This is a genomic window from Pseudomonas sp. 18175 (genome assembly GCF_050432925.1).
Lineage (GTDB): Bacteria > Pseudomonadota > Gammaproteobacteria > Pseudomonadales > Pseudomonadaceae > Aquipseudomonas.
Genome location: NZ_JBKFTO010000014.1, coordinates 70272 through 96521 on the forward strand (window position 1 = coordinate 70272; position 26250 = coordinate 96521).

Sequence of the window (26250 nt, forward strand, 5' to 3'; positions counted from 1 at the left end):
CGATATGCCCGCTCCAGACGACCTATCCAGCGACGAATCGCTGCTGGCTCGCTACCGAACCGGCGACACTGCCGCGTTCGAAGCCCTGTACGCCCGGCACCGCCAGGGCCTGTACCGTTTCCTTGTGTCCCTGAGCAACAAAGCCGAACTGGCCGAGGAGATCTACCAGGAAACCTGGCTCAGCCTGATCCGCAGCGCCACCCAGCCACAGGGTCGGGCGAGTTTTCGTACTTGGTTGTTCCAGATTGCCCGCAACCGTTTGATCGATTACTGGCGCAAGCATGGTATCCACAACCCCTTGCATGACAGCTACGACGAACAACTGCACGCCCAGCCCGACGACAGCGCCGGGCCTGAGCAGCAACTGAGCCTGAGCCGCGACCAGGCTCGCCTCGACGCCGCGCTGCAAGACTTGCCCGAAGACCAGCGCGAAGTTTTCCTGCTGCGCCTGCACGGCGACCTCGAAGTGCCGCAAATCGCCACGCTTACCGGCGCCCCGCTGGAAACCGTAAAAAGCCGCCTGCGTTACGCCCAGCAGAAACTGCGCCGCCTGCTGGCCGAGGAGATACCCGCATGACCGACTCTCGACATACCCCAGACCCCGACGACCTGCTCCTACAGCACTTTCGTCAAAACAGCAGCGGCGAGCCGCCCGCGTCCCTCGACGCCTTCATCCTCACCACCGCCCGCCGGGAAGCCCCGGCCCCGCAACCGAGCCTGTGGCAACGCTGGCTGCACGCCTGCCAACGGCCACGGTGGCAAATGGCATTTGCCACGGTGGCGGGTGTGGCGTTGATGATTGGCGTGGTGATGCGCGAGCCTGTACCGCAACAGGAGATATCCACAGCGACCTTCTCCGCCCTCCACGAAGAGGCCGCCAGCCCGCCACCTCCGGTGATGTCCGCTCCTGCGCCAGTGGCCCGGATGGCGGCTGCGCCCAAGGTCGAGCGTGCACAGGTCATGGGATCGATGGCGGATGAGTCGAGCGCCAAGCTGAATAAGCGTGCGCCGGTGGTATTGCCTACGTTGGAGGAGGGGTTGCAGGAGATTTTGAGGTTGCGTGAGGCAGGGGAGACCAAGGCGGCGGATGAGAAACTGCTGGCGTTGCATGAGCGCTTTCCCGGTGAAGATTTGCCCGCGCGGCTGGAAGAGGCGCGTAATCATTAGGCTCTCCGGCGTCAGTTGACGAGCGCTTATCAATCTTTATAATTCCACGCAACACGGCCCCTGTCGGTTGATGCGCTTCGGCGCTGAGACTGCTCAGGGGTTTTTTATTGCCTGTGATTTATCATTTACCAGTCGCGCTCCTGCCAATCACGATCGGCGCCCATGCCTTCCAAATTCAAATCAAGATGGTGCAAGTCGGGGAAATCCTTTTCCATCAGTAACTGTAAGCGCTTTCCCCAGGTGCACGATGGGTTTATGGCTCGCATTAGATGGTGAGTCATGCACAGCAACATAAATGGTCGAGCGCGTCGGTGCGCATCATCATGGAACGCTGACAGCGAAGGCACTTGCTCTACTGGCGGTAGTTTTGGTTGGTCGATGATGTTGCGATTCCAGAGGCGACTATGGTGAGCGCACACATTTCGCAAGTAGTTCAGGCTGCGCAACCAGGTGGCGAAAACTCTTCCATTTGTGATCCCGTACGCCTTGGAAATCTGATCCTGATCGTTTTCACTCATGCCTGAGTAAAGGGTCGATAGAGTTCCAAAGTCCCAAACTTCGCACGCGACCCAAACTGCCAAAGGTAAGCCGTATTTTTCTTTGTTATGTCTGATGAAATCTTCGTTCGAGCGGTTGATCAATGCTGCGTGTTTACCGACCCATACGTGGTGCTTTGTTAGGCCGGTCTTTCCATCCAGTTCTACGGAAAAACTCTCATGGAATAGCTCTGGCATCAGGTAAGCGAATTTGTTGTGTTTGCCCAATGCATGGGAGATATCCACTCGTAGAGCTATCTCTATGCGTTCCAGCGCATCCAGGGTCAAGAGACGAAGCTTTTTGTCAAAGACATAAAGATCGATTGCATTTTGGAAGGTAGTACCCGCCTTGAAGGTATCGAGGGGGATACGCGCAGGTTTCGTTTTAGCAGGCTTTTGGTTTTTGTACTGCAGTAGCGGACAGCAGAGTTCTGTGCGCTCGCGAAAGGCGAACCAGTAACCGCTGAGACGGTAGTAGCCGATACGTTCCAGGTACTCAAGGGCCTTCGCTTGGTCAGTAACATACATGCCGCGCGCGATGACCAGATCGAGTTGTTCTCGATAGCTCTGCCAAGGTTTTGGATAACCCTGTGCCATTGATAAATCACCTTGGCTGCCGAATGGCAGATTTTATTATTTTTTTATTGAGGTTGAGCTAGTAACCCTCAATTTTTGGTCGCTATCTTTGCTCTCGCCACCGGCGGGCAATGTACCTCGTTGGGTTGGTCCTCACCCTTATTGGAAGCATTCAGAGACAAAGATGCCTTAATCCAAACGCAAAAAAGCCCCAGGCCTTTCGACCTGGGGCTTTTTCATCTGTATCTGGTGCACCCGGCGGGATTCGAACCCACGACCCCTGCCTTCGGAGGGCAGTACTCTATCCAGCTGAGCTACGGATGCTTGTGCGGGCGACATCATACCCATGTCGACCTTGGGCGTCCATGCCGGTCTTTGGGCCTTCCAACGTAGGAATTTGCCACGCCAAGGCCCTGCGTCGGGGGCCGTTGGTCAATGCGGTGGAACCGGGCTTAGACGCGTTGATCAGAAAGTTTCGGTGAAAGTCGCGTTTTCGTTCTTTTTTTCGAACAGACTATTGCCCTGTACCCCCATTGATCCTAGGATTCGTTTGAGATTTCAAACGCTCCGTGTCCCGTGCGCCATTTCCTTCCTTCGCGCGCTGGGGCTGATTTCCCTGACGGCAGCCCACAAGGCGCCTTTCAACAACTCTAATTCGCTCCGCGTGCGCGCGGTGCTGTTAAGGAAAGCCGACATGCAGCTTAAAGATGCCCAGTTGTTCCGCCAGCAAGCCTTTATCGATGGCGCTTGGGTCGACGCGGACAACGGTCAAACCATCAAGGTCAACAACCCTGCCACGGGCGAAATTCTCGGCACCGTGCCAAAGATGGGCGCCGCTGAAACCCGCCGCGCCATCGAAGCCGCCGACAAGGCCCTGCCGGCCTGGCGTGCACTGACCGCCAAGGAGCGCGCCAACAAGTTGCGCCGTTGGTTCGAACTGCTGATCGAAAACCAGGACGACCTCGCGCGCCTGATGACCCTCGAACAAGGCAAGCCGCTGGCCGAAGCCAAGGGCGAAATTGTCTACGCCGCGTCCTTTATCGAGTGGTTTGCCGAAGAAGCCAAGCGCATCTATGGCGACGTTATTCCTGGCCATCAACCCGACAAGCGCCTGATCGTGATCAAGCAGCCAATCGGTGTGACCGCTGCCATCACTCCGTGGAACTTCCCGGCCGCGATGATCACCCGTAAAGCCGGCCCGGCCCTGGCCGCTGGTTGCACCATGGTGATCAAGCCAGCTTCGCAAACCCCATTCTCGGCCCTGGCCCTGGTTGAACTGGCGCACCGCGCCGGCATCCCTAAGGGCGTGCTGAGCGTTGTGACCGGCAGCGCCGGCGACATCGGTGGCGAGCTGACCAGCAACCCGATCGTGCGTAAATTGTCCTTCACCGGCTCCACCGAAATCGGTCGCCAACTGATGGCCGAATGCGCCAAGGACATCAAGAAGGTTTCCCTGGAACTGGGCGGTAACGCACCGTTCATCGTGTTCGACGATGCCGACCTGGATAAGGCCGTCGAAGGCGCGATCATCTCCAAGTACCGCAACAACGGCCAAACCTGCGTCTGCGCCAACCGCCTGTACATCCAGGATTCGGTGTACGACGCCTTCGCCGAAAAACTCAAAGTGGCCGTGGCCAAGTTGAAGATCGGCAACGGTCTGGAAGACGGCACCACCACTGGCCCGCTGATCGACGAAAAAGCCGTGGCCAAGGTGCAGGAACACATCGCCGACGCCCTGAGCAAAGGTGCCACGTTGCTGGCTGGCGGCAAGGTCATGGAAGGCAACTTCTTCGAACCGACCATCCTCACCAACGTGCCGAAAAACGCCGCCGTTGCCAAGGAAGAAACCTTCGGCCCACTGGCGCCGCTGTTCCGCTTCAAAGACGAAGCCGAAGTGATCGCGATGTCCAACGACACCGAGTTCGGCCTGGCATCGTACTTCTATGCTCGCGACCTGGGCCGTGTGTTCCGTGTGGCTGAAGCCCTGGAATACGGCATGGTCGGCGTTAACACGGGGTTGATCTCCAACGAAGTGGCGCCGTTCGGCGGTATCAAGGCCTCGGGCCTGGGCCGTGAAGGTTCCAAGTACGGGATCGAGGACTATCTGGAAATCAAATACCTCTGCCTGGGCATCTAAGCTCTGTAAGAGATTGCAACAAACGCAAAGGGCACGAGAGCGCTGACCCTTTGCGTGTTTCACCCCGTTATTCGTAGTGGCCGGGAAAGCCGTGGCAGTCGATCATCGCATGCTGCCGCCGCCTCCTCCCCCCACGTATGCCTTGGACCACGCCACCCGATGAGTGGCGAATGAGGACTTTATGAGCAAGACCAACGCATCCCTGATGAAACGCCGCGAAGCCGCTGTACCGCGCGGTGTTGGCCAGATCCACCCGATCTTCGCTGAATCGGCAAAAAACGCCACCGTGACCGACGTTGAAGGTCGCGAGTTCATCGACTTCGCCGGCGGCATCGCCGTGCTGAACACCGGCCACGTGCACCCGAAAATCATCGCGGCCGTGACCGAGCAGCTGAACAAGCTGACCCACACCTGCTTCCAGGTACTGGCCTACGAGCCTTACGTTGAAGTGTGCGAAAAAGTGAACGCCAAGGTGCCAGGCGACTTCGCCAAGAAAACCCTGCTGGTCACCACCGGTTCCGAAGCGGTAGAAAACGCCGTGAAAATCGCCCGTGCCGCCACTGGCCGTGCCGGCGTAATCGCCTTCACCGGCGCTTACCACGGCCGTACCATGATGACCCTGGGCCTCACCGGTAAAGTCGTGCCGTACTCGGCAGGCATGGGCCTGATGCCAGGCGGTGTGTTCCGCGCGCTGTACCCGAACGAACTGCACGGTGTGAGCGACGACGACTCCATCGCCAGCATCGAACGCATCTTCAAAAACGATGCCGAACCCCGTGATATCGCGGCGATCATCATCGAGCCCGTGCAGGGCGAAGGCGGTTTCTACGTCGCGCCTAAACCGTTCATGAAGCGCCTGCGCGAACTGTGCGACAAGCACGGCATCCTGCTGATCGCCGACGAAGTGCAAACCGGTGCCGGCCGTACCGGCACCTTCTTCGCCATGGAACAGATGGGCGTTGCCGCCGACCTGACCACCTTCGCCAAATCCATCGCTGGCGGCTTCCCGCTGGCCGGTGTGTGCGGCAAGGCTGAATACATGGACGCCATCGCCCCAGGTGGCCTGGGCGGCACCTACGCCGGTAGCCCGATCGCCTGTGCGGCGGCGCTGGCGGTGATGGAAGTGTTCGAAGAAGAGCACCTGCTGGACCGCTGCAAGGCAGTCGGCGAGCGTCTGGTCACCGGCCTGAAAGCCATCCAGGCCAAGTACCCGATCATCGGCGAAGTACGTGCCCTGGGCGCGATGATCGCGGTCGAGCTGTTCGACGATGGCGACACCCACAAGCCAAACGCTGCTGCCGTCGCCTCCGTGGTGGCCAAGGCGCGTGACAAGGGCCTGATCCTGTTGAGCTGCGGTACCTACGGCAACGTGTTGCGCGTACTGGTGCCGCTGACCTCGCCGGACGAGCAGTTGGACAAAGGTTTGGCGATCATCGAAGAGTGCTTCTCGGAGCTGTAAGCCGAAGCTGACCTGGTCGACAGAAAAAACCCGCTTCGGCGGGTTTTTTTGTGCCCGATGCAGCACATTCAGGCCCTGTTCATTGTACGTAGGCCGCTCCATTGACTAAGGTGCAAGCATTGCCGATGGAGCGTGCTGGATGACTGCTGTTGATTTACCCGCTGTACCCCGAGTGCTGATTGCCGAGGCGGACCCTTGGTCGCGGGATCTGCTCAAGCAAGTGTTGTTGAACGTGCGCTGCGATGCGCGGCTGGATGTGTGTGCCGACGGCCAACAAGCGGCGACGTTGCTGCGGGACAAGGCCTACGATTTGATCCTGGCCGATTGGGAGCTGCCGGGCATCGATGGCCTGAACCTGCTGCGCACTGTGCGCCAGAAGCGCCGCTCGCCCGCGTTGCCGTTCATTCTGCTGAGCAGTCGCAATGACAGCGCCAGCGTGCGTGAAGCCTTGCCCCTGGCGCCTACGGCGTACCTGACCAAACCCCTGAACATGGAAAGCCTGACCCAGCGCCTGCAAGACCTGCTGCTGAACGAAGGCGAGAGCGTGTACTGCGAGATACCGCCGCTTGCGCCCGGCACGACCCTGCCGGTGTTCCTTGAGCGCCGCCGCGAGGCCTCTGATGGCGCGCCGCTGCGGGTCGACGTGAAGGCCGCCGTACAACGCAGCCTCGGGCCGGAAGGCCTGGACCTCAAGCGCCTGGAAGACCAGGTACGCATGGACCCGCAGATCACCGCAGTGCTGATCGCCGCCGCCAACAGTGCCGGTCATCACGGTACGCCGGTGCAAACTTTGCCAGCGGCGTTGCACAAGCTGGCTGCCGGGCAGAGCATGAACCTGATCCTGGGCCTGGCCCTCAAGCACAACGTGGTGCTGGGTGATCCGGCGCTGGTGGCCTACGCCGAGCGGCATTGGCAGTTGTCCCAGGACACGGCCGACTACGCGCGGCGCTTGGCGCGCATGCTGGAGCTGGACCATGAACGTTGCTACAGCGCCGGTATCCTGCACAGGCTGGGGGACCTGGCGTTGTTGCGCTGCCTTGAAGGCTGGCGCCAGGGCGGCGGGGCGTTGGATGACGAGGTAATTGGTGAGTCGCTCTACACCTTCGGCGCGGCCTATGGTTCGGCGTTGCGGGCGCGTTGGCGCTTGCCGTTGGAGTTGCGTCAGTTGATCGCGGCGATCTATTCGTTGGAAGGTGGGGTGTATGCCCGGGATGCGCTGGTGGTGAACCTGGCGGCGCAGATGGCGCGACTTACCGAGCATGAGGGGCTTGAAACACTGGCCGCCGGTAAGACCGCGCGACTGCTCAAAGTGGGGTTGTCGGAGCTCACTCGGGTGCGAAAATCCTAGGAAGGTGCAGAGATCCAAATGTGGGAGCGGGCTTGCTCGCGAATGCGGTCTGTCAGTCAAAGATGTTCTAACTGACCCTCCGCTTTCGCGAGCAAGCCCGCTCCCACATGGGATATGCGCTGAACCAACGGGACGTGACCGGCCCTAGCCCGCAACCACCCGGTTCTTGCCCTGGCGCTTAGCCTCGTACATGGCCGCATCGGCGCGGGCGAACAAGCTGTCCAGCGTCGAGTCTTCTTCGCGCAGGCTCGCCAGGCCCTGGCTGATGGTCACGGTAAAGTCCTGCCCCTCATAGCTGAAATGCAGGTCCTGAATCTCCCTGCCCAGGCGCTCGGCGACCTGCAATGCCATCTCCGGTGCACAACCGGGCAAGACGGCGGCGAACTCTTCGCCGCCGATGCGCCCGAACAGATCGCCACGGCGCAATACGCCGCGCCCGCTCTCGGCGATACGTCGCAGCACCTGATCGCCCTCCAAGTGGCCGTAGGTGTCGTTGACGTCCTTGAAGTCATCAATATCCAGCAGCAGGAAGGCCAGCGGGGTGCCTTGGACGCAAGCTGTGTCGAAGGCTTGGTTGGCGCATTCGAAGAAGTGTCGCCGGTTGCTGGTCTGGGTCAGCACGTCAGTGGTGGCCAGGCGATGCAGTTCGAGCTCCAGCTGTTTCTTCTCGGTGATGTCCTCGGCCATGCCGACGACGATCACTGGCTCGCCGGGCACCACTTGCTGGTTGACGTAGCACTTGTCGCTCAGCCAGCGGATCTGCCCGTCGGCGGTAATGATGCGGTATTCGCGGTCTTCCACGCTGCCGTACTCCAGCACACGGGCCAGACTGTGTTCGGCGTAGTCGAGGTCTTCGGGGTGGATGCTGTTGCGCCATTCCCGATGATCGGCCAGCAACAGGCCGGCAGACCGCCCGAACACGCGCTCATAGGCCGGGCTTACGTACAGCACGCGCCGGGTTTCCCAATCAATGGCCCACAGCACCGCGTTGACACTCACCAGCAGCGAACTGAGCAGCTGTTCGCGCTCGCTTAGCCGTTCGACTTCACCTTGGGCATGCATCAACGCCAGCAGGGTTGCAGCTGCTGCCGGTCGTGGATGTTCGGCGGTAGGGGGATCGGTCAAGTAGGGCTGTTCGGAAGCCATCGGCACAACTCTCTCTGGGCGCGCCGCAGGATGGAGCAGCGGTCACTACAAGGGCCACCATGATGGCGAAGTGTTCATTGAGAGAGGGGAATTGCGGTGAAGTTCCGTCAACGGGACCGATTGCCGATGTCCGAGAAATGACGTCAAAAAGCTGATGGGCGGGAAGGCAAGCCCTCCCGCCGCACCGTCAGACCGCTGCCGGACGCAGCGAATAGGTCTTCAGTTGATGGGCAAAGTCCCGCAGGGACTGGATGCCGCTGGCCTCGGCTTCATGCACCCATTCCTTGATGGCTGCCAGCATATCGTGGCCATTGGTACTGGTCTTGAGCCAGATCTGTTGCAGTGCCAGGCGCTTTTCGTAGATCACTTTCAGCGCATGGCTGTGCTCCAGCATGCTCTGGATGCGCAGGTGGTGGCGGTCATCCAGCAGGCTGGTTTCCCGCGACAGCAGGCGCTTGGCACGATGGAACTGGTGGCGCACCGAATGATCAACCTTTTCCAGCTCTTGCTTGACCAGTGGGCCAATCACCAACTTGCGGTACTGGGCCATGATCTGGAAGCGGTTGTTGAGGATCGCCATGGCGGTGTCCATGTCCAGGTGGCCCTTGCCTTCGACGCGGTGGGCAATCGGCGCCACACGCTGCACCTTGGCCAGGCGCAGCCAGCTGAACACCTTGATCCAGGCCCAGCCCAGGTCGAATTCCCACTTCTTCACCGACAGCTTGGCCGAGTTCGGGTAGGTGTGGTGGTTGTTGTGCAGCTCTTCGCCACCGACGATGATGCCCCACGGCACCAGGTTGGTCGCCGCATCACGGCATTCGAAGTTGCGATAGCCCACGGCATGGCCCAGGCCGTTGATCACACCGGCGGCCCAGAACGGGATCCACATCATCTGGATCGCCCAGATGGTGATGCCAATGGTGCCGAACAGCAGCAGGTCGATCACGCCCATGATCGCCACGCCCAGCAGCGGGTAGGGGGTGTAGATTTTGCGCTCGATCCAGTCGTCCGGGCAGTTTTTGCCGTAGATGCGCAGGGTCTCGGGGTTTTCCGCTTCGGCGCGGTACAGTTCGGCGCCTTTGCGCAGTACCGTGGACAGGCCCTTGATCACTGGGCTGTGGGGGTCGTCGACGGTTTCGCATTTAGCGTGGTGTTTGCGGTGGATAGCGGTCCACTCGCGGGTGTTCTGCGCCGTGGTCAGCCACAGCCAGAAGCGGAAGAAGTGTTTCAGGCCGGCATTGAGCTCCAGGGAGCGATGGGCTGAATAGCGGTGCAGATAGACGGTGACCCCAACGATGGTCACGTGGGTCATCAACAGAGTGACCGCCACCAGTTGCCAGGCTGACAGGTCAAGAAAACCGTTGTACCACATAGGCTGTATGGCCCTCAGATAAAGAAAAAAACAGCTCACGCATTATCACTAAGCCTGCACAGAAAACCAGCCGCCCTTTCAGATAGGAGTGACTGGATGTTTCTTATTCTATAATCCGCAGCCTTTGTAGGGCGATGCTGTTTTTTTGGTAAGGATTACTGACCATATGCTGTTTTCATACCGAGGTGCCCTGCGTGCGGGGCTGGTATACCTGCTGGTTTCCATTGTGTGGCTCCAGCTCAGCAACCACGTATTGATCAACTTTCTCGATGAGCCGCGCGAGTTGGGGCACTGGTTACAGGTGCGCGGTTACGTATGGGTGGCCCTGAGCGCCCTGGCCATTTACCTGCTGTGCGCGCGGTTTGCCCGCGCCAACCTGCTGCAACAGCCCTTGAAGGAGAACCGCGAACGCCTGCGCCAAGCCGCCGCCGTGTTTGATTGCACCCGTGAAGGCGTGCTGGTCACCGACGCCAAGGGGCTGATCGTGCATGTGAACCGGGCTTTTATGGAGATCACCGGCTACCGTCGCGAAGATGTCATGGGCCAGCTACCCAGCCTGTTCAAATCAGGGCGCCATTCGTCGAATTTTTACCAGCAGATGTTCCAGAGCCTGGCGCGCACCGGCGAATGGAGCGGTGAAATCTGGAATCGACGCAAAAGCGGCGAAATTTATCCACAGTGGCAAACCATCCGCGTGATTCACGATGACCAGGGCCAGGTCAGCCACTACGTTGCAGTCTTTTCCGATATCAGCGCCATCAAGGATTCCGAGCACGAACTGGCCCACCTGGCGCACCACGATCCGCTCACCGACCTACCCAACCGCCTGCTGTTCACCGACCGTGCCGAGCAGGCGCTGGCCTCTGCGCAAACCCACAAGCGCGGTTGCGCCCTGCTGTTGCTGGACCTGGACCACTTCAAGATCATCAACGACAGCCTCGGCCATAACGTGGGCGACCAGTTGCTCAAGTTGGTGGGCGAGCGGCTCCAGGCTCTGTTCGGCCCTGGAGTGACCCTGGCTCGCCTGGGGGGCGATGAGTTCGCGGTGCTGGCGGAAAGTTGTCCACAGGTGGTGCAGGCCGCCGCGTTGGCCCATCGGATATTGGAGGCGATGAAGCAGCCGTTCATCTTTGACGGCCATCAGTTGTTTATCAGTGCCAGCATCGGCATCAGCCTGTTCCCCAGCGATGCCCTGAGCGCCGAACAACTGCTGCGCAATGCCGACTCTGCGCTGTTCAAGGCCAAGAGCGTCGGGCGCGAAGGTTACGCCTTGTACACCGAAGAACTCACCGCCCACGCCCAGAACCGCGTGGAGATCGCCAGCGAACTGCGTCGCGCCCTGGAGCAGCAAGAGCTGCGTGTCTACTACCAGCCGGTGCACGACCTGCATGGCAGCCGCCTGGTCGGCGTCGAAGCGCTGGTACGTTGGCAGCACCCGGAGCGCGGGCTGGTGCCGCCGGGGGAATTTATCCCCATCGCCGAGCGCACCGGCTTGATCGCCGATATCGACGCTTGGGTGCTGGACCAGGCGTGCCGCCAGATGTGCCAATGGCTGGCGCAGGGCGCGCCGCTGAGTTTTATCGCGGTGAATGTCTCCAGCCGCCTGTTCGCCCGGCGCGAGCTGTACGGGCAAGTCGCCCAGGTGCTGCACAACACCGGCCTGGACCCGGCCTACCTTGAATTGGAAGTCACCGAAAGCGCAGTGATGGACGACCCCGAGGAAGCCTTGGAGCAACTGCACCGCCTGCGCGAACTGGGCTTGCGCCTGGCTATCGATGACTTCGGCACCGGCTATTCCTCACTGCTGCGCCTCAAGCGTCTGCCGGTGCAGAAGCTCAAGATCGACCAGGGCTTTGTCGCCGGGTTGCCGTGGGATGAGGACGATGCGGCGATTGTGCGCGTGGTCATCGCCCTAGCCAAAAGCATGGGTATGCAGGTGCACGCCGAAGGGATCGAGCAGGTGGAGCAGGCGCGGTTCCTGTTGGAGCAGGAATGCGATCTGGGGCAGGGGTATTGGTTTGGGCGGCCGGTGCCAGAGAGTGAAATCGATTGGAACCGAGCCCCCCCAATCCAGAATTGAAATGTGGCCAAAATGTGGGAGCGGGCTTGCTCGCGAATGGGGTGGTTCAGTCAGCACATTTGGCGACTGACCCACCGCATTCGCGAGCAAGCCCGCTCCCACATTTGAATCTATGCAACGCTTAATTGCAGCGTCATCGCCTTAAACCCGCGCGCAACCCCACGTCCCACCAGAAAATTCTTTCTGGTTATATAAACATTCTTAAATAGTATTTTTAAGAATATCCGCGCTTATCTACTATCGCCCTCACGCCACACGCAGTGCCGCCACTGCACGGCACGCACATTTCATTTCAGGAGCGAGACCATGAGCGCATCTCTACGTAGCGTCGACGGCCAGGACGAAGCAGCCATTTTGCGTGAGATCCAGAGCGCATTGCGCGATCTGCGGTTTGGCGCGGTGGAAATCACTGTGCATAACGCCCAAGTGGTACAGATTGAACGCAAAGAAAAATTCCGTCTGCAGAACCCGGGCAACAAACCGGCGTAAGCAGCAACGGCGATTCGCATGCTAGACCCGCACTTATAAGAAAAAGCCAACACCCAGAATTTTCAGGAGCTTCTATGTCGTCGATTCGCCGTTACGCCCTGGCCGCCCTGGCCAGCGCCGTGTTTGCAGGTTCCGCTGTTGCCAAGGACTACGAGTTGCTCAACGTCTCGTACGACCCGACCCGTGAGCTGTACCAGGACTACAACGCAGAGTTCACCACCTTCTGGAAACAGTCCCACCCCGGTGACAACGTAAAAATCCAGCAATCCCACGGTGGTTCGGGCAAACAAGGCCGCGCCGTGATCGACGGCCTGCGCGCCGACGTGGTGACCCTGGCCCTGGCCGGCGACATCGACGAAATCGCCAAGCTGGGCAAAACCCTCCCGGAAAACTGGCAGACCCGCCTGCCGGACGCCAGCACCCCGTACACCTCGACCATCGTGTTCCTGGTGCGCAAGGGCAACCCTAAAGGCATCAAGGACTGGGGCGACCTGATCAAGAAAGACGTCTCCGTGATCACCCCGAACCCGAAAACCTCCGGCGGTGCGCGCTGGAACTTCCTCGCCGCCTGGGCCTACGGCCTCAAAGCCGGTGGCAGCGAAGCCAAGGCCCAGGAATACGTGAAAGAGCTGTTCAAGCACGTGCCTGTGCTGGACACCGGCGCTCGCGGTTCGACCATCACCTTCGTCAACAACGGTCAGGGTGATGTGTTGCTGGCCTGGGAAAACGAGGCGTTCCTGGCCCTGAAAGAAGACGGCGGCGCCGACAAGTTCGATATCGTCGTGCCTTCCCTGTCGATCCTGGCCGAGCCGCCAGTGGCCGTCGTCGACAAGAACGCCGAGAAAAAGGGCAACACCGAAATCGCCACCGAATACCTGAAGCACCTGTACAGCCCAGCTGGCCAAGAGATCGCGGCGAAAAACTTCTACCGCCCACGTGATGCAAAAGTGGCCGCCAAATACGCCCCGCAGTTCCCGAAACTGGACCTGGTGACTATCGACAAAGACTTCGGCGGCTGGAAAACTGCCCAACCGAAATTCTTTAACGACGGTGGCGTGTTCGACCAGATCTACACCGCCCAGTAAGAGCGGCTTGTTGTGGCGAGGGAGCTTGCTCCCGCTGGGCTGCGAAGCAGCCCAGAAGCTTGGGAGCGCTTCGCACTCCAGCGCGAGCAAGCTCGCTCACCACATAAAGCCCGCTCCTACAGGGATTAGGAGCCCGCATTCGTTTGCGGGTTTTGCATGTCTGCTCCCCTAACCAAGGACTCTTATGTCGCGTCGTATCTCCCCCGTCATACCCGGCTTCGGGCTGACGCTGGGCTACACCGTGGTGTACCTCAGCCTGATCGTACTCATCCCGCTGGCGGCGATGTTTGTACACGCCGCTCAACTCACCTGGGATCAGTTCTGGAACATCATCTCCGCACCGCGCGTGCTGGCGGCCTTGAAGCTGAGCTTCAGCACCGCGCTGTACGCGGCACTGATCAACGGCGTGATCGGCACGCTGCTGGCCTGGGTGCTGGTGCGCTACACCTTCCCCGGCCGCAAGGTCATCGATGCGATGATCGACCTGCCCTTCGCCCTGCCCACCGCCGTGGCCGGTATCGCGCTGACCGCCTTGTACACGCCCAACGGTTTTGTCGGCCAGTTCGCCGCTGACCTGGGCTTCAAGATCGCCTACACCCCGCTGGGCATCACCCTGGCGCTGACGTTCGTCACGCTGCCGTTCGTGGTGCGCACGGTGCAGCCGGTATTGGCCGATATCCCCCGGGAAATTGAAGAGGCCGCCGCCTGCCTGGGGGCCAAGCCACTGCAGGTGTTCCGCTACATCCTGGTGCCGGCGTTGCTGCCAGCCTGGCTGACCGGTTTTGCCCTGGCGTTTGCCCGAGGCGTGGGTGAGTACGGCTCGGTGATTTTCATCGCCGGCAACATGCCGATGAAAACCGAGATCCTGCCGCTGCTGATCATGGTCAAGCTCGACCAATACGACTACCGCGGCGCCACCTCCATTGGTGTGCTGATGCTGGTGGTTTCCTTTGTCTTGCTGCTGCTGATCAACTTGTTGCAGCGGCGCATCGAACGTCCATAAGGAGGCGCGGAACATGTCCCAATCGTCTATTTCCGCCGCGTCCTCGGCCAACGCTGCCCGCCGTGGCAGCGCGACCTCGCGACGTATTCTGATCGGCCTCGGCTGGCTGGTGTTCGTGCTGTTCCTGCTGTTGCCGCTGCTGATCGTGGTGACCCAGGGCTTGAAGAACGGCCTCGGCGCGTTCTTCACCGCGATCCTCGAACCCGATGCACTGTCGGCGCTGAAACTCACGGTAATCGCCGTGGCGATTTCGGTGCCGCTCAACGTGGTGTTCGGCGTCAGCGCCGCCTGGTGCGTGAGCAAATACTCGTTCCGTGGCAAGAGCATCCTGGTGACGCTGATCGACCTGCCGTTCTCGGTATCGCCGGTGATCGCAGGCCTGGTCTACGTGTTGATGTTCGGCGCCCAGGGTTTTTTTGGCCCGTGGTTGCAGGACCATGACATCCAGATCGTGTTCGCCTTGCCCGGCATCGTGCTGGCGACCATCTTCGTCACCGTGCCGTTCGTGGCCCGTGAGCTGATCCCGCTGATGCAAGAGCAGGGCACCCAGGAAGAAGAAGCCGCACGCCTGCTGGGTGCCAATGGCTGGCAGATGTTCTGGCATGTGACCGTGCCGAATATCAAATGGGGCCTGATCTACGGCGTGGTGCTGTGTACCGCACGGGCCATGGGTGAGTTCGGCGCGGTGTCGGTGGTGTCCGGCCACATCCGTGGCGTCACCAACACCCTGCCGCTGCACGTCGAGATTCTCTACAACGAATATAACCACGTCGCCGCGTTTGCGGTGGCCAGCCTGCTGCTGATCCTGGCGCTCTTTATCCTGCTGCTCAAGCAGTGGAGCGAGAACCGTATCAACCGCCTGCGCAAAAGTGCCGGTGAGGAATAAGTCATGTCGATCGAAGTCCGTAATGTCAGCAAGAACTTCAACGCCTTCAAGGCCCTGAACAGCATCAATCTGGATATCCAGAGTGGCGAGCTGGTGGCGTTGTTGGGCCCGTCCGGCTGTGGCAAGACCACCTTGCTGCGCATCATCGCAGGCCTGGAAACCCCGGATGACGGCAGCATCGTGTTCCACGGTGAAGACGTCTCCGGCCACGATGTACGTGATCGCAACGTCGGGTTTGTGTTCCAGCACTACGCGTTGTTCCGCCACATGACCGTGTTCGACAACGTCGCGTTCGGCCTGCGCATGAAGCCCAAGAACCAGCGTCCGAACGAAAGCCAGATCGCCAGCAAAGTCCACGAGCTGCTGAACATGGTGCAACTCGATTGGCTGTCCGACCGCTACCCGGAACAACTCTCCGGTGGCCAGCGCCAACGGATCGCCCTGGCCCGCGCCCTGGCGGTGGAACCGAAAGTGCTGCTGCTCGACGAACCGTTCGGCGCCCTTGACGCCAAGGTGCGTAAAGAACTGCGCCGTTGGCTCGCACGCCTGCACGAAGACATCAACCTGACCTCGGTGTTTGTGACCCACGACCAGGAAGAGGCCATGGAAGTCGCCGACCGTATCGTGGTGATGAACAAGGGCGTGATCGAGCAGATCGGCTCACCGGGTGAAGTCTACGAAAACCCGGCCAGCGATTTCGTCTACCACTTCCTCGGTGACTCGAACCGCCTGCACCTGGGTGAAGACAACCATGTGCTGTTCCGTCCCCACGAAGTGTCGCTGTCGCGCCATGAACTGGAAGACCACCATGCGGCCGAAGTGCGTGATATTCGTCCGTTGGGCGCGACCACCCGCGTGACCTTGAAGGTCGAAGGCCAGAACGAACTGATCGAAGCCGAAGTGGTGAAAGACCACGACAGCCTGACCGGTTTGGCCCGTGGCGAGACCTTGTTCTTCAAGCCCAAGGTTTGGCAAAAAGCTTAAGAACCCACCACCAGGCCAAATGTGGAATGGGATCAAACTGTGGGAGCGGGCTTGCTCGCGAATACGGAGTGTCAGTCAGCAGATTTACCGACTGATACACCGCATTCGCGAGCAAGCCCGCTCCCACATTTAAATCCCTCTAGGCTTTAGATCACGGCGCGCCACCGGGCCCGAGCGATCTTCGATCTGCTGCTTGAGGTCATGCCGCAGCCCTACGAGAAACGCCAACTCCGCCACCACAAACAACGGCCCCACGATCAACCCCGACACATCATCCACAAACGCGGGTTTCCTGCCTTCGTAGTAGTGCCCGACAAACTGAATCACCCAGCCCACCACAAACATCCCGATGCCGCTGCTGAGCCACACCAGCGTGCTCTGTGCTGCCAACACATGCCCAGCCCACACCGACAAACCCATCAACAGCGTCATCAGTGCGCCCAGTGCCAGTTCAAGACGCAGGTAAAACCACGCGGAAAACAGCGCAAGCAACACCGCTGGCGATAGCCACAACCCGCCCACCGCCCATTCGGGACGCGACAGCAACACCGCCACCGCGACGACAATCAACGGGATGCCGATAAAGTGGCTGGCAATATTGCGTGGGTCACGGTGGTAGGCAGCATATTGGCTAAGGTGGTCGACGAGGCTTTTCATTGTTATTCCTCCTGTAGGATGTTTGATCATGCCCTGTCAGCCTTCGACTAACTGTCAACTGGGCGACACTCTTTGGAGTTCTCATGATCGCGTCGAAATGGCACGCCCAGTTGGTCGCCGGCCACTGGTTCAGCCACTTGCCCATCGAGCTACAGCGTAGTCTGTTGGCGGCGGCGCGGTTGCGCTCGCTGACGGCTGGGGAGTACCTGTTCAAGCGCGGCGACCCGCCTTGCGGCCTGTATGCCGTGCTGGAAGGTGCGGTGCGGGTCAGCGCGGTGAACGCCCAGGGCAAGGAAGCGGTATTGAGCCTGGTCGAAGCACCCTATTGGTTCGGTGAAATCTGCCTGTTCGACAACCTGCCGCGCACCCACGACGCGCTGGCGATGGGGCCTTGTACGCTATTGCAGGTGGCGCAGGCGCAGATGCTTGAAATCCTGGCTGAGCACCCGGTGTATTGGCGGGACATGGCACTGTTGATGAGCCACAAGCTGCGCTTGTCGTTGATCAATATCGAGCAGATCAGCCTGATGAGCACGTCGCAGCGCCTGGCCCACCGGCTGCTGATGATCGCTGAAGGATACGGGGAAATTGCCCAGGCGCGCCGCGTCCTGCAGTTGCCGCAGGAAGACCTGGCGGCGATGTTGGGGCTGTCCCGCCAGACCACCAACAGTCTGCTCAAGGCGCTGGAACAGCTGGGCATCATCGGCTTGAGTTACGCCGCGATTGAGGTGCTGGACCTGCAACGCCTGCGGCAGGCCGCAGGCGTCGGCGGTTGAACTATGAACCGCGATACGTGGAAAACCCATAAGGGCTGAGCAACAGTGGGATGTGGTAATGCTGGTCGGCCTGCTTGACCTGGAAAATCACCGGCACTTCTGGGAAGAACGTCTCGCGGCCCGCTTTTTTGTAGTAATCGCCGGTCTTGAACACCACGCGATACTCACCCGGCTGCATGCTGCGGTTGGCGGGGAACAGCTCGGCGATGCGCCCTTGCTGATTGGTAACGCCTTTAGACAGCGATTGCCATTGATCGCCCACCTGCTGTTCGAGCGTGACACTCACACCGGCAGACGGCAGGCCGTTCTCCAGGTTGAGCACGTGGACGCTCAGGGGGTTACCGTCTGCCAGTGCCAGGTTGCACAGGCCGCTCAGGCTGAGGGCGGCAAGGGTCATGCTTAAGGTTTTCATTCAGAGGTCCTTTCGAGGAGGGTTCAGCGGGTGGTTTTCAAGCCCAATTGCTCGGCTGCCTGCATGGCACAGGCTTCATCCTGCGCAGCGCCGCCGGCACCGGCGATGCCCAGTGCGCCGACCAATTCGGCATCGGCAAACAGCGGCACGCCGCCACCGAGCAACAGCAACTCGGGCAAGCTGTTAAGGTTGGCCGCTTCGGGGTTGTTGCGGGCGCGCTCGGCAAACAAGCGGGTCGGGGTTTTGGTCGACAGCGCGGTGTACGCCTTGCGTTGGCTGGCGACACTGTTGTGCGGGCCGACGCCATCGGCTCGCAGGCCCAGCAGCAGGTTGCCGCCGCGGTCGAGCACGGTCAGGGCTGCGGTGCAGTGGGCCAGGCTGGCATCGGCCAGTTGGCGCGCGGTGCGCAGATCAAGCTCGGCATGGCGCGGCAGTTGCGGCGTAGCCTGGGCGGCGGTGCAGACGGCCAGGCTCAAGAACAGGGCAGTGCGATACATGGTGATGGCTCCATAAAGCAGGCCGTCACGTTAGTCAGCGCATGGGGTCAGAATCCGCACAATTTGATGACAAAGTTGTAATCAAACCACGAGGTACGGCATGCAGGTGTTGTTAGTGGAAGACCAGCCCCAACTGGCGCAGCGCATGGCCCAGGGCCTGAGTGAGGCCGGCTTCACGGTAGAACTCGCAGCCAATGGCATGGCGGCGTTGCGCTTTGTTGAAAGCGCTGATTACGACCTGGTGATCCTTGATGTGATGTTGCCTGGTTTGAACGCCTGGAAATTGCAGCAGGCGATTCGGCAAAAGGGCGACATGCCGGTGTTGTTTTTAACCACGCCGGATGGGATTGAAGACCGGCTACGGGGGTTGGAGCTGCACGAGGACGACTATTTGCTCAAGCCGTTTGAGGACAAGGCGTTGGTGGCGCGGGTGAGGAAACTGCTTCGGCGTGGGCGGGACTGGTAGGGCCTCATCGGGGGCAAGCCCCCTCCCACATTAAACTGCATTCCAAAGTTGGAACTCGATCTAATGTGGGAGCGGGCTTGCTCGCGAAAGGGCCCTCAAAAACACCACAAGCCTTCCTACCTCAACCCCTCCCGAAACTGCCCCGGCGTCATCCCCGTCCACCGCTTGAACGCCCGGTTGAAACTGCTGGTATCGGCAAACCCCAATAAATGACTGATCTCGGCCAATGAGCACTGCGGGTCGCGCAAATGCAGCAACGCCAGGTTCTCCCGGCATTCATTGAGTAGCGCATCAAAGCGGCAGCCCTCGTCCGCCAAATGCCGCTGCAAGCTGCGCAAACTCAAGTGCAGCGCCTGCGCCACGCGTTCGGCACTGGGCTCGCCATCGGGCAGTTGCGCTTCGATCACCCGGCGTACCTTGCGCTCCCACGTCAGCGGTTGCAGTTGGGCGAGGGTGCGTTTGAGCACGGTTTCGTTGTGTTCAGCCAATTCCGGGTTGGCGTCGTCCAGGTGGCTGTCGAAGTCCTGGGCGGCGAACTCCAGGCGGTCTTCCTCGGCGCCGAAAAACACCGGCGCGCGAAACACCGTGTGCCAGGGCTTGGGGTCGGCGGGCTCGGGCCTGCGCAGGTACACCGCCAATGGCGCGTACTCACGGCCCAGGCGATTGCGGCAAGTGCGCACATAGATCGCCGCAAAGGCATCGATGGCTTCAAACGCCGGCGCCGGGCTGCCCGGCAGTTGCAGCAGGCGAAAGCGGTAGCGTTCGCCATCGCCGCTGAGCTCAAGCGTCAGGGCATCGCTGACCACTTGGTGATAGCGCACGATGCGTTCGAACACTTCGCGCAGGCTGCCGCTGGCCACCAGCGCATACCCCAGCGCGTGGAAGGTAGTGGGGCTGACAAACCGCGACACCCGCAAGCCAATCGCTGGGTCGCCGCTGGCCTGTACCGCCAGTTCCCACAAACGGGTGGTGGCCGACAGCGGGTAGCGTGCGTTGGGATCGTCCATCTGCAGCGGGTCGAGCCCTGCGGCCACACACAGCGCGGCGCTGTCCAGGCCCAGGGCGTCGAGCTGCTTGCGCAGGGCGCGGGTCCAACTGGCGAGGGAGGTGGGTTCGGTCATGACGATTGGCGCTTGCGGTCAACAGGTTGGCGTCCGGGGCTAGCGTCCTGCCAGATCGCTTGGGGCAGGATGGGCGCATCAATACACAAGAGGATGGGAGCATGGACGGTACTTCTGCAAGTCCCCAACAGATGAACGCACAGCAACGCTCGGCAAAGATCCGCGAAGTGGTACTGGCCGAAGGCGTGCGCTTGCGCCAGCAGCACCCGTGGCTGTTGCATCAGGACGCGCTGGGGGCGGGCATCCTGGCCTTTGCCCTGGTGGGTATGGTGGGCTCGGCGGCGCTCTACATCAGCGGTCATCTGGCCTGGTGGGTGTGCCTTTTGCTCAACGCGTTCCTCGCCTCGCTGACCCACGAGCTGGAACACGACCTGATCCACAGCATGTACTTTCGCAAGCAACGCCTGCCCCACAACCTGATGATGGGCCTGGTGTGGCTGGCGCGGCCGAGCACCATCAACCCGTGGATTCGCCGCCATCTGCACCTCAACCATCACAAGGTGTCCGGCACCGAAACCGATATGGAAGAACGCGCCATCACCAACGGCGAACCCTGGGGCTTTGCGCGGTTGTTGATGGTCGGCGACAACGTGATGTCGGCGTTTATCCGCATGCTGCGGGCCAAGACCTGGAAGCACAAACTGACCATCCTCAAGCGCTCGCTGCTGGTGTACGCACCGCTGGCGCTGCTGCATTGGGGCGCATGGTATGTGTTCCTCGGCTTTCATGCCGCCAATGGCATCGCCAGCCTGTTGGGCGCGCCGATTGAATGGTCAGCGACGACGTTGCAGGTGATGCAGGTGATCGATATCGCCGCTGTGGTGATCATTGGTCCCAACGTGCTGCGCACCTTTTGCCTGCACTTTGTCAGCTCCAACATGCACTACTACGGCGATGTGGAACTGGGCAATGTGATCCAGCAAACCCAAGTGCTGAACCCTTGGTGGATGTGGCCGTTGCAGGCGTTCTGCTTCAACTTCGGCAGCACCCACGGTATCCACCATTTTGTGGTGAAGGAGCCGTTCTACATCCGCCAGATGACGGCCAAAGTGGCGCATAAGGTGATGGCTGAAATGGGCGTGCGTTTCAATGATTTCGGCACGTTTGCGCGGGCCAATCGGCTGGAGCCCCCGGCGCGCGACAACCCTGGGCTCAACCCGGCTGAATCGGCGCTGCGCTGATGCTCACGGTCGTTTTCAACAGGCAATAAACGCCAGGGGCAGGTCGCGGATCTGTTCGCGCAGCGGCGGTTGGTAATGGTCGTCGTTGGTCAATTCGTGCAGCAGCTCTTCGCGCAGTTGATGGAACTCGAAACTGCTGCGCTGGCGCGGGTGGGGCAGGGCGACATCGACCACCTGCTTGATCCGCCCCGGCCTTGGCTCCATGACTACCACGCGGTCGGCGAGGAAAATCGCCTCTTCCACGTCGTGGGTCACCAGCACCGTGGTGATCTTGGCGCGGGCGCGAATCGCCAACAGTTCGTCCTGCATTTGCTGGCGGGTCAGGGCATCGAGGGCGCCGAAGGGTTCGTCCAACAACAGGATGCGAGGGCTGGCCACCAGGCCTCGGGCAATCGCCACTCGTTGCGCCATGCCGCCAGACAGTTGGTGCGGGTAGGCACGGGTGAAGTCCCCAAGGCCTACCAGTTCAATGAAGTCATGGATACGCCGGTTGCGCTCGGTCTCGCTCAACGGCTCGTTGACCAGGCCCAGGCCGATGTTTTCGGCCACGGTCAGCCAGGGGAACAAGCGGTGTTCCTGGAACACAATGCCGCGCTCGCTGCCGATGCCGCTCACGGCCTTGCCGTCTACCTGGATCTCGCCGCGAAACTGGGTATCCAGCCCGATCAGCAGGCGCAGCAGCGTGGATTTGCCACAGCCGCTGGAGCCGACAATCGCGACGAATTCACCTTCGGCAATGTCCAGGTTGAATTCGCGGATGGCTTCCAGTTCGAAGCCGTCCACATCGAAGGTCTTGCCCACATGGTTGAAGCTGACGAGGGGGGCGTTCATGCGTGTCTCCAGCGGGTGGCGCGGGTTTCGATGCGCTGGCCGATAAGGTTGAGGGCCGCGCCGGTGAGGCCGACCAGGAGCATGCCGCTCATGATCAGGTCCATGCGCAGCAGCTGTTGGGCGCCGATCATCAGGCTGCCGATGCCGCCGTTGGACGGCATGAAATATTCCGCGCCGATGGTGCCCAGCCAGGCGTAGATCAGGCTCAGGCGCAGGCCGGCGAAAATCCCCGCCGCTGCACCGGGCAAGATCAGCCGGCGCAGGCGTTGGAACAGGCTAAGGCGCAGCACTTGCGCCGCCTCACGCAGCTGGGGCGACAGGTTCAGCACGCTGCGTTGGGTGGCGATAAACAACGGGAAGAATGCGGCGAGCCCGATAAAGACCCACTTGGCCAACTCACCCAGGCCAAACCAGGCGGTGAGCAGTGGCACCCAGGCGAAGATCGCGATCTGGCGCAGCGCCGACAACGTTGGGCCGAGCACCCGCTCACTGCGGTGGGACAAACCCAGCCACAGGCCCATGGCAAACCCCAGGCTGCCACCAAGCATCAAGCCGCCCAAGGTGCGTCCCAGGCTCTTGCCCAGGGCGCCGGACAGACTGCCGTCGAGCACGCCTGCCACGGTGGTCTGCAATACTTCCCATGGGCTTATCAGAATGTTGGCGTCCACCCAGGCCTGTTGCGTCGCCACTTGCCACAGCGCCAGCAACAGCAGTGGCAGTAGCCAGGGTTGCAGGCGTTGCCAGCCTTCATAGCGCGGGCCACGGCGAATCTGCGCGGTGGCCGGGTGCGGCCAGTGCACCCACTTGCGGTCCAGCCAACCAATGCCGCGATCCATCACCACGCCCAGCACGCCAATGACCACGATGCACACAAAGACGATATCGAGCATGAACAACTGGCGAGCCCACACCATCAGGTAGCCGATGCCTTCGCTGGACGCCAACAGTTCAACGGCGAGCAACGATGTCCAACCCGCCGCCAGGGCCAAGCGTACTCCAGCCATGAATGCAGGGAGTGCTGCGGGCAGGATCAAGCGTCGAACCAGCAGGTGAGTGGGCAAACGCAGCACGCGGGCGGCCTCGCGCAGGTTGGGCTGGGCGTCGCGCACGCCCACCAGGGTATGCAGGGTGACGGGCACCACGATGGCCTTGACCAGCACCACCAGTTTCAGGGTTTCGCCGATGCCGAAAAACACCATGAACAGCGGGATCCACGCCAGGGTCGGCACTTGCGACAGCGCGCTGAATGTCGGGAACACCAGGCGCTCGGCCTGCGCACTGAACCCCAGCAGCGCGCCCAACAACGCCCCGGCGCCGATGCCCGCCAGCAACCCCCAGAACAGGCGCTGCAAGCTGATCGCCAGGTGGCTCCACAACTCGCCGCCGGCCAATTCCACGGCGCTGCTCCATACCAGCGAAGGCGGCGGCAGAATCTGCTCGCTCATCCACTGATTGCGACTGGCCAGCCACCACAGCGCGAACAACCCCAGCGGCAACAGCCACGGCAGCAGGCGCTCGCCCAGGTGAGGCCAGCGGCGCGTGCTGCCTTGGCTGGGAGCGGCGAGAGGCAGGCTCAACAGTGAGATTCGGGCCATGGTGGACCTCCGTTGTCGCCAATGGCGTTATGTGATTTTGATCTTACAAAAACGCAATCAAGATGATTAAGGGATAAGGAAAGTCATTTAAAGCCTCTGCCAAGCACGCATCCAATGCATTCGGAGAATATTTTCGATGCTGTTTATGCATAGCCCTCTGGAGCCTGCGTTTTAACCCGCATAGATCTAAAAGCTATTAAATTGTGAATTTATAGTATTTAAAGTTTTGATCGGGTTGTGCGTAATTTCTTCCTCCCAGGCGACCCTCGCCCACACGGAGCTGCGCTTATGAAACTGCCCTTCAAACGTCTGATCACCCTGCTCGCGGGGACCGCGCTGGCCGGGTTGGTACACGCTGGCGACCTCAAGGAAATCCGCATTGCCGTGCCTGACCTCAGTGCGGGCAGCCAGCACAGTGGTGGGGGGATCACTGATGTATTGCGCACCCAGCAGATCTACGAGAAGGCCTTCGCCGACCAGGGCATCAAGATCCAGTGGAATTACTTCAAGGGCGCCGGCCCCGTCATCAACGAAGCCTTCGCCAACGACCAGGTCGACCTGGCTTACCTGGGCGATCTGGCGGCGATCATCGGTCGCTCCAATGGCCTGGATACTCGCTTGCTCAGCGCCTCCGCGCGGGGTGTGAAGCAGTACTTGGGCGTGGTGCCGGGGTCTGGCATCAAGACCTTGCAGGACCTCAAGGGCAAACGCATCGCGGTGTTCCGTGGCACGGCCAGCCAGCTTTCGTTTGACAGCGCCTTGGCCAGCCAGGGTTTGAGTGAAAAAGACTTCAAAGTCATCAACCTCGACTACAGCGCTGCGAGTGCCGCCCTGGCCGCCAAGCAGATTGATGCCACCTGGGGCAGCTCCAGCCTCAGTGCCTTGCAGGCCAAGGGCCTGGCGGACTTGCCCTTGACCACCAAGGATCTTGGCGGAGCAGGCAGCATCCAAGCAGTGTTGGTGGGCAGCGGCAAGTTCGTCGATGCACACCCCGAAGTCATCACCCAATTGCTCAAGGCCCAGCAGCAGGCGGTGCAGTGGTTGACCGATGACAACAACAAGCAGGCCTACGTCGACCTGGTGTCGGGGCTGGCCAGTTACCCGCCGGTAATCCTCGGCAATGACCTGAAAAACGAGAAGCTCAGCGAACTGTTCCCTTCGACCCTCGACCCGGTGTTCCTCGGCAAATTGCAGGACTCGGTCGACCTGGCCGCCAAGGAGCGGTTGATTCGCAAGCCGTTCAAGGTCAGTGATTGGGTGGCGCCTGGGTTGCAGGCGGCGGGGCTTTAAGTTCTTTGGTGTCTGGGCTATTGCTATCGGGGGCAAGCCCCCTCCCACAGGGAACCGCATTTCAAATGTGGGAGGGGGGGGGGCCGATGGGGCGCTCAGACCGCCACACTCACTTCCTGCCTGTCCACCTCCACCAACGTCTCGATCATCGCCTTCGCCGCCGGCGATAGGCGCGAGCCGGTGCGGCTGACCACCCCGCACCGCGCGCTCATGGTCTCCATGTTTTGCGGCAGGTTGCGCCAGTGCAGCAGCACCAGCGTGCCTTGGGCGATGTCATCGGCAAACGCTTCCTCGGTGCCTACGCCGATGGCGTTGGACTGCAACACGATCTTCACCAGCGCCGGGAAGTGCTCGGTCTGGATACTCGGCGAAAAGTCCATGCGCCCGCTGAGGTTCGCCAGCAATTTGCGAATGCCCTGGGAGATCAGCGGCGAGGCCAGCGGGTAGTCGAACATGTCGTTGGTCGACAGGCTGTCCTTGGCCAGCAGCGGGTGCCCTGGGCGGCAGAAAAACACGCCGCGCTTGGGGCTCAGTGCGCGGGTCTGGAAGTTCGGGTCGTTTTCGAACTGGCGGATATCGGCGATAAAAAATTCTATCTCTTCACGGCTCAGCGCACGGCTGAGTTTTTCCCAGTTATCCACCTGGAAACTGGTGCGGATTTTCGGGTGGGCAGTGATAAAACGCGCCACCGCATCGGGCACCAGTTTCACCGCTGGCGCAGGGCCGGTGCCGAAGCGCAGGTCGCCGGCGTCGAGCTTGGTCATGCGCGTGACTTCACTGCTCAACAACGCCGCGCCGTGCACCAGGCTCAGGGCATGTTGCAGCACCACCTGGCCCTCGGGCGTGGGGCGCAGGTCTTTGTTGCCCCGGTCCACCAGCACGCAGCCGAACTCCTGTTCGAGCCCCTGGATACTGCGGCTGAAGGCCGGTTGGGTGATGCCCATGGCGTCCGCTGCGCGGACAAAACTGCGGTGTTCGTTGAGGGCGATGAAGTAGCGCAGTTGGCGAAGATCCATATGCTTTCCCGGCATCTTAAAAATAGGTCGAAGGCATTTGCGACCGAGGGAGCTGAGGTTTTAAATGCAAGCTCTTATTCCGTCAACGAAGCATTTGTTCATTTGCTAGACCTAAATAGCATATGAATAGAGCGTTGCTG

25 protein-coding genes and 1 tRNA gene are annotated in these 26250 nt (G+C 60.8%); 15 read left to right on the forward strand and 11 right to left on the reverse strand.

Annotation, left to right across the window (positions count from 1 at the left end; translation table 11 throughout):
- Positions 1 to 4 precede the first annotated feature (4 nt).
- Both ACLD1Y_RS19880 and ACLD1Y_RS19885 read left to right on the forward strand, forming a co-directional pair.
- Positions 5 to 577: an RNA polymerase sigma factor gene (locus tag ACLD1Y_RS19880; protein ID WP_429479537.1), complete on the forward strand. Its 573-nt coding sequence runs from the start codon at positions 5 to 7 to the stop codon at positions 575 to 577.
- Positions 574 to 1167 (forward strand): hypothetical protein, encoded by a 594-nt coding sequence (locus ACLD1Y_RS19885; RefSeq protein WP_429479538.1) that lies wholly within the window; start codon positions 574 to 576, stop codon positions 1165 to 1167. Before ACLD1Y_RS19880 ends, ACLD1Y_RS19885 begins: the two co-directional genes overlap by 4 nt.
- A 125-nt stretch (positions 1168 to 1292) precedes the next feature.
- Here the strand turns inward: ACLD1Y_RS19885 and ACLD1Y_RS19890 are convergent, their stop codons facing one another.
- Both ACLD1Y_RS19890 and ACLD1Y_RS19895 read right to left on the reverse strand, forming a co-directional pair.
- Positions 1293 to 2300, reverse strand: coding sequence for an Abi family protein (locus ACLD1Y_RS19890; protein ID WP_429479539.1), 1008 nt, complete (start codon positions 2298 to 2300; stop codon positions 1293 to 1295).
- Between the two features lie 226 nt (positions 2301 to 2526).
- A tRNA-Arg gene (locus ACLD1Y_RS19895) sits at positions 2527 to 2603 on the reverse strand.
- A 370-nt stretch (positions 2604 to 2973) separates the two neighbouring features.
- Between ACLD1Y_RS19895 and gabD the strand changes: the two genes are divergently transcribed.
- The 3 genes from gabD to ACLD1Y_RS19910 all read left to right on the forward strand — a co-directional run bounded on the left by gabD (position 2974) and on the right by ACLD1Y_RS19910 (position 7223).
- Positions 2974 to 4416, forward strand: a complete 1443-nt coding sequence (gene gabD, locus ACLD1Y_RS19900; RefSeq protein WP_194937528.1) for an NADP-dependent succinate-semialdehyde dehydrogenase — start codon at positions 2974 to 2976, stop codon at positions 4414 to 4416.
- 181 nt (positions 4417 to 4597) lie between these two features.
- Positions 4598 to 5875, forward strand: a complete 1278-nt coding sequence (gene gabT / locus ACLD1Y_RS19905) for a 4-aminobutyrate--2-oxoglutarate transaminase (RefSeq protein ID WP_429479540.1) — start codon at positions 4598 to 4600, stop codon at positions 5873 to 5875.
- A gap of 139 nt (positions 5876 to 6014) precedes the next feature.
- Positions 6015 to 7223, forward strand: a complete 1209-nt coding sequence (locus ACLD1Y_RS19910; protein WP_429479541.1) for an HDOD domain-containing protein — start codon at positions 6015 to 6017, stop codon at positions 7221 to 7223.
- Positions 7224 to 7367: 144 nt separating this feature from the next.
- Here ACLD1Y_RS19910 and ACLD1Y_RS19915 read toward each other — a convergent pair whose 3' ends face one another.
- Together ACLD1Y_RS19915 and desA are read right to left on the reverse strand one after the other, a co-directional pair.
- Positions 7368 to 8369 carry a sensor domain-containing diguanylate cyclase gene (locus tag ACLD1Y_RS19915; RefSeq protein ID WP_429479542.1) on the reverse strand — a complete coding sequence of 334 codons (1002 nt, stop codon included), beginning with the start codon at positions 8367 to 8369 and terminating at the stop codon, positions 7368 to 7370.
- Between the two features lie 187 nt (positions 8370 to 8556).
- Positions 8557 to 9741, reverse strand: coding sequence for a delta-9 fatty acid desaturase DesA (gene desA, locus ACLD1Y_RS19920; protein ID WP_429479543.1), 1185 nt, complete (start codon positions 9739 to 9741; stop codon positions 8557 to 8559).
- A 166-nt stretch (positions 9742 to 9907) separates the two neighbouring features.
- Between desA and dibA the strand changes: the two genes are divergently transcribed.
- From dibA to ACLD1Y_RS19950, 6 genes are all read left to right on the forward strand, one after another.
- Positions 9908 to 11821 carry a phosphodiesterase DibA gene (gene dibA, locus ACLD1Y_RS19925; protein WP_429479545.1) on the forward strand — a complete coding sequence of 638 codons (1914 nt, stop codon included), beginning with the start codon at positions 9908 to 9910 and terminating at the stop codon, positions 11819 to 11821.
- 306 nt (positions 11822 to 12127) lie between these two features.
- Positions 12128 to 12310, forward strand: a complete 183-nt coding sequence (gene oscA, locus ACLD1Y_RS19930; RefSeq protein WP_010565387.1) for a sulfur starvation response protein OscA — start codon at positions 12128 to 12130, stop codon at positions 12308 to 12310.
- Between the two features lie 74 nt (positions 12311 to 12384).
- Positions 12385 to 13395, forward strand: coding sequence for a sulfate ABC transporter substrate-binding protein (locus tag ACLD1Y_RS19935; protein WP_429479546.1), 1011 nt, complete (start codon positions 12385 to 12387; stop codon positions 13393 to 13395).
- Between the two features lie 184 nt (positions 13396 to 13579).
- Positions 13580 to 14398, forward strand: a complete 819-nt coding sequence (cysT, locus tag ACLD1Y_RS19940) for a sulfate ABC transporter permease subunit CysT (RefSeq protein ID WP_429479547.1) — start codon at positions 13580 to 13582, stop codon at positions 14396 to 14398.
- Between the two features lie 13 nt (positions 14399 to 14411).
- Positions 14412 to 15284 carry a sulfate ABC transporter permease subunit CysW gene (gene cysW, locus ACLD1Y_RS19945; RefSeq protein WP_429479548.1) on the forward strand — a complete coding sequence of 291 codons (873 nt, stop codon included), beginning with the start codon at positions 14412 to 14414 and terminating at the stop codon, positions 15282 to 15284.
- A 3-nt stretch (positions 15285 to 15287) separates the two neighbouring features.
- Entirely contained in the window at positions 15288 to 16268 is a 981-nt protein-coding gene (locus tag ACLD1Y_RS19950; RefSeq protein WP_429479549.1) for a sulfate/molybdate ABC transporter ATP-binding protein, read from the forward strand.
- 129 nt (positions 16269 to 16397) lie between these two features.
- On the opposite strand, the gene ACLD1Y_RS19955 is transcribed toward ACLD1Y_RS19950, so the two are convergent.
- Positions 16398 to 16925: a DUF962 domain-containing protein gene (locus ACLD1Y_RS19955; RefSeq protein WP_429479550.1), complete on the reverse strand. Its 528-nt coding sequence runs from the start codon at positions 16923 to 16925 to the stop codon at positions 16398 to 16400.
- An 83-nt stretch (positions 16926 to 17008) separates the two neighbouring features.
- On the opposite strand from ACLD1Y_RS19955, the gene ACLD1Y_RS19960 reads away from it, so the two are divergent.
- Positions 17009 to 17701 (forward strand): Crp/Fnr family transcriptional regulator, encoded by a 693-nt coding sequence (locus tag ACLD1Y_RS19960; protein WP_429479551.1) that lies wholly within the window; start codon positions 17009 to 17011, stop codon positions 17699 to 17701.
- Position 17702: 1 nt separating this feature from the next.
- On the opposite strand, the gene uraH is transcribed toward ACLD1Y_RS19960, so the two are convergent.
- Together uraH and ACLD1Y_RS19970 are read right to left on the reverse strand one after the other, a co-directional pair.
- Positions 17703 to 18113, reverse strand: a complete 411-nt coding sequence (gene uraH, locus ACLD1Y_RS19965) for a hydroxyisourate hydrolase (protein ID WP_159932380.1) — start codon at positions 18111 to 18113, stop codon at positions 17703 to 17705.
- A 23-nt stretch (positions 18114 to 18136) separates the two neighbouring features.
- Positions 18137 to 18610, reverse strand: coding sequence for a GlcG/HbpS family heme-binding protein (locus tag ACLD1Y_RS19970; RefSeq protein ID WP_429479552.1), 474 nt, complete (start codon positions 18608 to 18610; stop codon positions 18137 to 18139).
- Positions 18611 to 18710: 100 nt separating this feature from the next.
- On the opposite strand from ACLD1Y_RS19970, the gene ACLD1Y_RS19975 reads away from it, so the two are divergent.
- A complete protein-coding gene (locus tag ACLD1Y_RS19975) occupies positions 18711 to 19076 on the forward strand; it encodes a response regulator (RefSeq protein ID WP_429479553.1) in 366 nt (121 codons plus the stop codon).
- Between the two features lie 116 nt (positions 19077 to 19192).
- On the opposite strand, the gene ACLD1Y_RS19980 is transcribed toward ACLD1Y_RS19975, so the two are convergent.
- Positions 19193 to 20197, reverse strand: a complete 1005-nt coding sequence (locus tag ACLD1Y_RS19980; protein ID WP_429479554.1) for an AraC family transcriptional regulator — start codon at positions 20195 to 20197, stop codon at positions 19193 to 19195.
- A gap of 101 nt (positions 20198 to 20298) precedes the next feature.
- Here ACLD1Y_RS19980 and ACLD1Y_RS19985 point away from each other — a divergent pair, with 101 nt between their 5' ends.
- Entirely contained in the window at positions 20299 to 21378 is a 1080-nt protein-coding gene (locus ACLD1Y_RS19985) for a fatty acid desaturase (RefSeq protein ID WP_429479555.1), read from the forward strand.
- A 15-nt stretch (positions 21379 to 21393) separates the two neighbouring features.
- Here ACLD1Y_RS19985 and ACLD1Y_RS19990 read toward each other — a convergent pair whose 3' ends face one another.
- The gene (locus ACLD1Y_RS19990; protein ID WP_429479556.1) at positions 21394 to 22209 is read right to left on the reverse strand and encodes an ABC transporter ATP-binding protein; all 816 of its coding nucleotides are present in this window, start codon (positions 22207 to 22209) and stop codon (positions 21394 to 21396) included.
- Positions 22206 to 23804 (reverse strand): ABC transporter permease, encoded by a 1599-nt coding sequence (locus tag ACLD1Y_RS19995; RefSeq protein ID WP_429479557.1) that lies wholly within the window; start codon positions 23802 to 23804, stop codon positions 22206 to 22208. The genes ACLD1Y_RS19990 and ACLD1Y_RS19995 overlap by 4 nt, the downstream gene beginning before the upstream one ends.
- A 288-nt stretch (positions 23805 to 24092) precedes the next feature.
- Here ACLD1Y_RS19995 and ACLD1Y_RS20000 point away from each other — a divergent pair, with 288 nt between their 5' ends.
- Complete coding sequence (locus tag ACLD1Y_RS20000) at positions 24093 to 25094, forward strand: ABC transporter substrate-binding protein (protein ID WP_429479558.1); 1002 nt, start codon at positions 24093 to 24095, stop codon at positions 25092 to 25094.
- Positions 25095 to 25189: 95 nt separating this feature from the next.
- On the opposite strand, the gene ACLD1Y_RS20005 is transcribed toward ACLD1Y_RS20000, so the two are convergent.
- The gene (locus tag ACLD1Y_RS20005) at positions 25190 to 26110 is read right to left on the reverse strand and encodes a LysR family transcriptional regulator (RefSeq protein WP_429479559.1); all 921 of its coding nucleotides are present in this window, start codon (positions 26108 to 26110) and stop codon (positions 25190 to 25192) included.
- Positions 26111 to 26250: the final 140 nt, after the last annotated feature.